This window comes from Flavobacterium sp., assembly GCF_003525665.1.
In the GTDB taxonomy this organism is placed as follows: domain Bacteria; phylum Bacteroidota; class Bacteroidia; order Flavobacteriales; family Flavobacteriaceae; genus Flavobacterium.
Window position 1 is genome coordinate 4,293 of sequence record NZ_DQDX01000175.1, and the last position, 3,167, is coordinate 7,459.

Annotated in this window: 2 protein-coding genes; both read left to right on the forward strand. The window is 31.8% G+C overall.

Translation table 11 applies throughout. The features are described from left to right. The first annotated feature begins 184 nt into the window (after window positions 1-184). Window positions 185-1,417 (forward strand): metallophosphoesterase, encoded by a 1,233-nt coding sequence (locus DIU01_RS12095; protein WP_290834809.1) that lies wholly within the window; start codon window positions 185-187, stop codon window positions 1,415-1,417. Between the two features lie 204 nt (window positions 1,418-1,621). Continuing rightward, window positions 1,622-3,121 carry a hypothetical protein gene (locus tag DIU01_RS12100; RefSeq protein WP_290834811.1) on the forward strand — a complete coding sequence of 500 codons (1,500 nt, stop codon included), beginning with the start codon at window positions 1,622-1,624 and terminating at the stop codon, window positions 3,119-3,121. Window positions 3,122-3,167 lie beyond the last annotated feature (46 nt).

Sequence of the window (3,167 nt, forward strand, 5' to 3'; positions counted from 1 at the left end):
CATTTTAAAGTTATGATGCAAAAATGTTATAACTTTTTTAATTTGATTTTCAACTTTTACGAAACACTACTTATTTTTCATGAAATTCACAATTAATTACATAATCTAAACTGTAGTTAAAATTTTTATAATGAATTGATTTTGCTTTTACTTTCTTCGTTAATTTGTTAAAAATTTTCAAAAAATGGCCTTTCGCTGGATTATCCTACTCATAATAATTGCAATCATAGAGGTTTATGCTTTTCAAGCGGTGAAAACATTTACTAAAGTACGATGGGTGCAACTTTTGTACATTGTAATTTCATTTATAGCAGTTGTATTTATTTTTTATGGCTTTTCAAAATTTGATAGAGGCGTTGGTCAAACCCAGATGTTTATGATGACCATTGGCGTTTTACTATTGGTATTGGTTCCTAAATTGCTGATAACGATGTTAATGCTTCTTGAAGACATTCTTCGATTGATGGTTGGAACTAAGAATTATTTTGCAAAGTATGATACTGATACTTTTCTTCCCGAAAGAAGAAAGTTTGTAAGTCAAGTTGCACTTGGAATTGCAGCTGTTCCTTTTCTTTCAATGATATACGGAATGACTGTTGGAAAATACAATTATAAAGTTTTAAGACAAACCTTATTTTTTCCAGATTTACCCGATGCTTTTGATGGTTTTAAAATAACTCAAATATCTGATATTCATAGTGGTAGTTTTGATAATCCTGAAAAAATTAGTTATGCAGTTGATTTAATTAACGAACAAGAATCTGATTTGTTGTTGTTTACAGGAGATATTGTAAATACTCATGCTACCGAAATGCATCCTTGGATTGATACCTTCAAAAATATTAAAAACCATGAATTTGGTAAATTTTCTGTTTTAGGAAATCATGATTACGGTGAATATGTAGATTGGAAATCGGAAGCAGCAAAAAATAAAAACTTCGCAGACATAAAAGATTTACACCGTCAAATTGATTTCAAATTGATGTTGAATGAAAACACAAAAATCAAAAAAGGTAACGACGAGATTGCTATTGTTGGTGTAGAAAATTGGGGTGTGAAATTCAAGAAAGTCGGCGATTTAAATAAAGCTGCTGCAAATTTGAATAAAGAAGATTTCAAAATCTTGATGAGTCACGATCCAAGTCATTGGGATGCTGAGGTAAAAGATCATCCTAAAAACTTTCACTTAACACTTTCCGGACATACACACGGTTTTCAATTTGGAATAGAAATTCCCGGAATTATTAAATGGAGTCCAGTAGAATATGTTTACAAACAATGGGCAGGATTATATGAAAGCGTTGGAAAATACATCTACGTAAATAGAGGTTTCGGATTTCATGCGTTTCCAGGAAGAGTTGGTATTATGCCAGAAATTACCGTTATAGAACTTAAAAAAGGTCCTCTTACAACCTAAATTTTTTTGTTTTTAGGAATCTAATATTGTTTTCATAAGAAAAATAATATGACATTTTTATAACTATATTCTTATTAATAGTATTAAATTATGCATTTCATCGATTATTTGTGCTTTTTAGCTAATTAAATTTTTTTTTAATGAAATAATAAAATTAAATTTGTTTAAATAGTTGCCCAAACCCCACAAGCAAATTTATTTATTATGAAAAAAATTACTTCTGGGTTGTCTTTATGGACAACGTTACTGCTATTATGTGTCTTTAATTCTCAAGCACAAGTTGGAATCGGAACCGCTACTCCTGATGCAAGTTCGATGTTGGATGTAAGTTCAACAACTACAGGATTTTTAACTCCTAGAATGACCACTACACAGCGGAATGCAATTGCATCTCCAGCCGATGGTTTAATTGTTTATGATTTAACTTTAAAATCATTCTATCATTACAATACTACCTTAAGTAAGTGGGTAAGCATTGATAGTGAAGTTAATGGTAGGCTAAATCTTAAACGTATTAAAGCTGCAGATGTTTTAGCAACAGTTCTTGCCGCAGAACTTGCTGCTGGTGGCGGAACTAAATATGTTTTAAATCCTGCGATAATATACGAAATAAATGGATCTATAAATTTTGATTTACCAATAGATTTGAATAATTCTTATATCTCTGGTTTAGATACGAATGAGGATAAACTAATAAAAAGCAATGGTAGTTTGTTTGTTGGGGCAAATGGTGGTTCAATTAGAAACGTTACTATAAGTGTTACAGGCGGAGTAGCAAACTTAGTTTTTGATTTGACTGGTGCTAATACACAAACGCTTATATTTAGAGATTCTGTCGTTGCTGGTTGTTCTAACGTAGGCAAGATTGAAGGTTTTGGACTTGTATTTTTGTCAGTAGTACAATATGTAAGTAACACAACAGGAGTAACTTATAAAGACATCACAAGATTATTGTTAAGTAATACTGGATGGTTTGGAAACAATACAGGTACATTTGAGAAGTTTACAGGTAGTTTTTCATTAATCCAAAAACAAGGAGGGTTTTGTGAAGTTAATGGAACTGCATTTGGCGTAGATGTATCTGATAGTCCAACAATTACTGGTGATGCCGTGATGGAAGCTGTGGTTTTTACAGGAACCGTGAGCAGTGGTTTATACGTAAAAGGATATTCACCAGCAATTTATACAGGTTATAATTTTAATAATAGATGGAATGTTCGTTGTGCCGGAATTCCTACAGAAGTTGATGCGGCGGCTACAGGAGGATTGTTTAAAGCTAGTAGTACAACGACAACTACAACTACGGCTACAACCCAAAATGTTGGCTATAAAGTAGCAACAACATCAACGAATTCGTCAAACTTATTTAGATTTACAGCTGCTACAGGAAGGTTAACTTATAAAGGAAGAAAGCCACGAGCATTTCAAGCTTCTGCTTCAGTATCTTTTGTAGAATCTACTGCTGGTACCAATGCAACTTATGTGTTTTACTTTGTTAAAGTTGGAGCAGATGGAACAACAATAACTGCTTTGCCAGAAAGTGAAACTTTTATAGATACAAACAGTGGATTTGTTCAAGCTTTTCCAATTTCTGGAACAATAGTATTAGCAGAAAACGAATCCGTTGAAATTTATCTAAAAAGAGTAAACACAGGAACAAAAATTAATGTACAAACCTATTCTTTAAATTTATCTCTTAAATAGAGTTTAGTTGTACTAATAAAAAACACATTATTATATTCTGATAATG